The sequence below is a fragment of the Acinetobacter tjernbergiae DSM 14971 = CIP 107465 genome (genome assembly GCF_000374425.1).
Taxonomy (GTDB): Bacteria; Pseudomonadota; Gammaproteobacteria; order Pseudomonadales; family Moraxellaceae; genus Acinetobacter; species Acinetobacter tjernbergiae.
Genome location: NZ_KB894393.1, coordinates 1 through 3,472 on the forward strand (window position 1 = coordinate 1; position 3,472 = coordinate 3,472).

Annotated in this window: 5 protein-coding genes and 1 pseudogene; 2 read left to right on the top strand and 4 right to left on the bottom strand. The window is 35.2% G+C overall.

Features of this window, described 5'->3' with window-relative positions; all coding sequences use genetic code 11:
• Positions 1-218 precede the first annotated feature (218 nt).
• Together C502_RS0117785 and C502_RS0117790 are read left to right on the top strand one after the other, a co-directional pair.
• Positions 219-506 (top strand): BrnT family toxin, encoded by a 288-nt coding sequence (locus C502_RS0117785; RefSeq protein WP_004884492.1) that lies wholly within the window; start codon positions 219-221, stop codon positions 504-506.
• Complete coding sequence (locus tag C502_RS0117790) at positions 493-807, top strand: BrnA antitoxin family protein (protein WP_023274838.1); 315 nt, start codon at positions 493-495, stop codon at positions 805-807. Before C502_RS0117785 ends, C502_RS0117790 begins: the two co-directional genes overlap by 14 nt.
• A gap of 91 nt (positions 808-898) precedes the next feature.
• Here C502_RS0117790 and C502_RS0117795 read toward each other — a convergent pair whose 3' ends face one another.
• The 4 genes and pseudogenes from C502_RS0117795 to C502_RS19315 all read right to left on the bottom strand — a co-directional run.
• Positions 899-1,555 carry a DUF3226 domain-containing protein gene (locus C502_RS0117795; RefSeq protein WP_018680109.1) on the bottom strand — a complete coding sequence of 219 codons (657 nt, stop codon included), beginning with the start codon at positions 1,553-1,555 and terminating at the stop codon, positions 899-901.
• Entirely contained in the window at positions 1,555-2,715 is a 1,161-nt protein-coding gene (locus C502_RS0117800) for an AAA family ATPase (protein ID WP_018680110.1), read from the bottom strand. The genes C502_RS0117795 and C502_RS0117800 overlap by 1 nt, the downstream gene beginning before the upstream one ends.
• Before the next feature lie 162 nt (positions 2,716-2,877).
• Positions 2,878-3,099 carry a hypothetical protein gene (locus tag C502_RS0117805; RefSeq protein WP_018680111.1) on the bottom strand — a complete coding sequence of 74 codons (222 nt, stop codon included), beginning with the start codon at positions 3,097-3,099 and terminating at the stop codon, positions 2,878-2,880.
• 43 nt (positions 3,100-3,142) lie between these two features.
• Positions 3,143-3,472: pseudogene (locus tag C502_RS19315) on the bottom strand (MobA/MobL family protein); the annotation flags it as partial.

Genomic DNA, 3,472 nt, shown 5'->3' on the forward strand with positions numbered 1-3,472 from the left:
TTATGCGAAATCATTTATAAAAAGTTTTTATTTTTCAATTGTTTAAAAAACTAGTCATGACTAAAAAATCGTTAGAAAGCCGACTTAGACACATGTCGGCTTTTTTATGAGCAGTTTTGATAGTTTTTGCCAATAAATCTGACTAAAAATTACGCTTTTCAGCTTGAGTGATACAATTTTGTGATACATTATTGTATATACAAATTTGAATGTTTTTTATGGAACAGTATTTCGAATGGGATGAGGCAAAGAATCGAAAGAATCAGAAAAAGCACGATGTCTCTTTCGAAACAGCAAGCCTTGTTTTTGATGATCCATTAAGGATCTCAATCCAAGACAGACATACCGATGGTGAAGAACGTTGGCAAACCATTGGAAAAGTAAAAGGCGTACTAATGCTCTTAGTAGCTCACACCATCTTTGATGAAGATGACTGTGAAATCATACGAATCATTAGTGCAAGGCAAGTCACCAAAGCGGAGCGAGATAGATATGAGCATGGTTAGATACTCACGCAAAGAACTGAATGAAAAATTCAGCGACAAGCAAGATGCTGAAATTCAACGCTTGCTTGCTAAGGGAACGGTTCCTGACGATCAGCTAGATCTCTCAGATATGCCTGAAATTACCGACTGGAGCAATGCTGTACGCCATAATCGATTCTATCGCCCAGTGAAGCAACAGACTTCCATTCGTTTAGATGCTGATGTACTTGCATGGTTTAAAGCTCAAGGCAAAGGCTATCAAACACGAATGAATGAAATTTTGCGGGATGCTATGCTCAAAGAATTAAAAAATCATCAGTAAAAATGGGAGCTTAAGCTCCCATTTTTGACTTCGCATAAGAGATTTTATGTTAAATAAAAAAGACACCTTAAAAGTGTCTTTTTAAATAGTTTTATTTTTTAAAGATTTCAGTCATCCAATCCAACCAATTTTTGTAATTTTGATGATTCTCATCTATTAAGCCTTCTTGAAATAGATTGTATAAGCCACGATCAGGCTTTTTCTGCCATGCTAACCAAGTATTAGCAATAGCTTTTGCCTCATGAATTTTTGAAAATCTAGGAGAAGGCATTGTAGTTACTATTTGTGTAACATTATTTAAAAATTTTTGTTCATTAGGATGGCAAATACTTAACATCCAATCTTCTAACATCCCTTCATCTAAATTATTAGGCATAACCCATACACCTAAATTAGGTAAACCATTTTCACCTTCAAAATATATACCTGAATTAGAAAACTTTTTATAGTGGGTTGAATAACCATAATCCTTTATTTTTTTATGGATCTGAAGAAGAGTATTTTCTATTCCACCACCATCTTTTGCATAGTCTGAATCAATAATTATTCCTAATTTCTCTATATAAGAACTCTGCAACTGCTTAATGGCGATCTGTAGGATATTTAAGACACCTTGTTTTGTATCTTTTCCTCCAAAAAAAGAAGGAGTATCAACGGTAACTTCTACATCAAATTCATGTTTAGAACATAATTTTTCAAATAAATAAGCATCAGATGGGCCTTCAACAATCAATTTACTCTTTTGCATTATCTAACTTCTACATGGGATTGCGATAAAATTTTTAGGTCATCTTCTGTGAAGATTGTAGCTGTTGTTTTATCCTTCATCGGACCTCTTGTAGGTTTTCCTATACGGAAAAGGCAACCTTCAATATCAGTTCTTTCTAATGCCACTTGAGTGAAACTCTCTATACAATCCCAACTATGTGTAGTCGCAAAAACTTGAATATTCAAAGATTTTGACAACTCAAAAACAGTTTCCCAAGCCTGTTTTTGGACACCAAAATGTAGACCATTTTCAAACTCATCAATAAATAAAAAACCATCTTTTGCTTCATATAAGCGTAAAGAGAGTTGAAATAATCGAATGATCCCATCTCCCATACTTTTTAAGGGGATAGGGAAATCAACACCCTCAATACGTACTAGAGGAATACGACGCTCTTTTTCTCTTGTATATAGACTTGAGCGTCCCCAATCTTGAGCATTAACAAAGTTAATTGCTTGAATTTTAGGTTCGATAATCTGAAGTGCCTTCAATACCTCTGAAGCATAATCTCTTAGCCCCACTTTATCCCAAGCATCTCCAAGTTCATCATTTGAAATGAATGATGTCGTAATATCACTATAGGATTTGATATTCATTTTTGTTTTACGATTTCTATTGCGATATATACGATCTGCCAAATTATCTAAAATGATCCTCTTAGTTTTTTTATTTTGAGTAATTTTAAAAGTATTCACGACATTTGAATCTTCTTCAAAACGGCCTTCATTCTGATCATCTATATCTTGATACGATACTTGATAAGCTAAGAATCCTCCACTTTCCTTGTCTACAGGTAAATGTAATTCAACTGCTTTACTTGCTTCAATTGATAATCTAGTTTCTGGGTCATTAAGTTCACCAATTATAATTTTATGATTTTCTTTGAATCTTCTTCCATAAAATAAGCTCTCATAAGGGGATACTGAACTATCTTCTTCTAGAATATAGAACTCATCATGTTCATCAATAATGTCGACTAACGTACCTTCGTCAGAAAAGCTTGCATATAATTTTAAAGCGTCTAGAACTGAACTTTTTCCGGAGTTATTTCTTCCGACGATTAGATTAATCTGTCCTAACTGAGGAACCTCTAACTTTTCTAGCGATCTAAAATTTTCAATAAGAAGAGAATTTAACATGAAGTCCTTTGTAGTTTTGAGAACATACCTAATTGTTCAATTGTATATAGAAAAAAGATTTTGAGTTACAACCTTAGACATTATTTATTTCATAATGTGTTTAATGGATAAAGATACCTTAATTAGATTTTCTAAAATTAACATAATACGCCTTATACGAAGCTATGAACCCTTATCCTGTAAGGCTTTCATAGCTCTCCACTTCATCATTAACACCTCATCTTCCTCCTCAAAACTCGACTCTCCAGAAGCAATTCGTTCAATCATCGCATCAACATCCGCTTGACTGGCATCAATTACATGCTGCTCAAATGAATGCTCCACAATCCCTTGCGTTGCCTTAAATGCTGCTCGAATTCGCTCTGCATCTACTGGATTTTTCATGCTTGGCCACACTGCTCTGATTTATAACTTGGATGATCTTTCAGATACCCTCCAGAATCACGGTTTTCATCGGTGCATGCATTTCCAAAGCCTGATTAATCAGCTGCTCAGTTTTTTCTCGAAAGGCTTTGACCTGATCACGGCCAAAGCCCAACGCATCAGCCGTTAATTTCTGTGCGCCACCCTTAGTGGGATTCTTTGGACGATACTGCTTAAAAAACTGCTCTGGTGGTCGTTCAATCCCATCGGCCATACTCCGTTCAGAATACATCAGATGCAAATGCGGTTGATCTTCACCTGTCAGCTCACTCGGATGATTATGCACCGCTGCGGTATAAGGGAACTGATACTGATCAGCAAATTCCTGAATAAA

Excerpts from the sequence above, each read along its gene's own strand:
- C502_RS0117790 (WP_023274838.1), top strand. The coding sequence starts at position 493 with ATGAGCATGGTTAGATACTCACGCAAAGAACTGAATGAAAAATTCAGC.
- C502_RS0117805 (WP_018680111.1), bottom strand. The coding sequence starts at position 3,099 with ATGAAAAATCCAGTAGATGCAGAGCGAATTCGAGCAGCATTTAAGGCA.
- C502_RS0117800 (WP_018680110.1), bottom strand. The coding sequence starts at position 2,715 with ATGTTAAATTCTCTTCTTATTGAAAATTTTAGATCGCTAGAAAAGTTA.
- C502_RS0117795 (WP_018680109.1), bottom strand. The coding sequence starts at position 1,555 with ATGCAAAAGAGTAAATTGATTGTTGAAGGCCCATCTGATGCTTATTTA.
- C502_RS0117785 (WP_004884492.1), top strand. The coding sequence starts at position 219 with ATGGAACAGTATTTCGAATGGGATGAGGCAAAGAATCGAAAGAATCAG.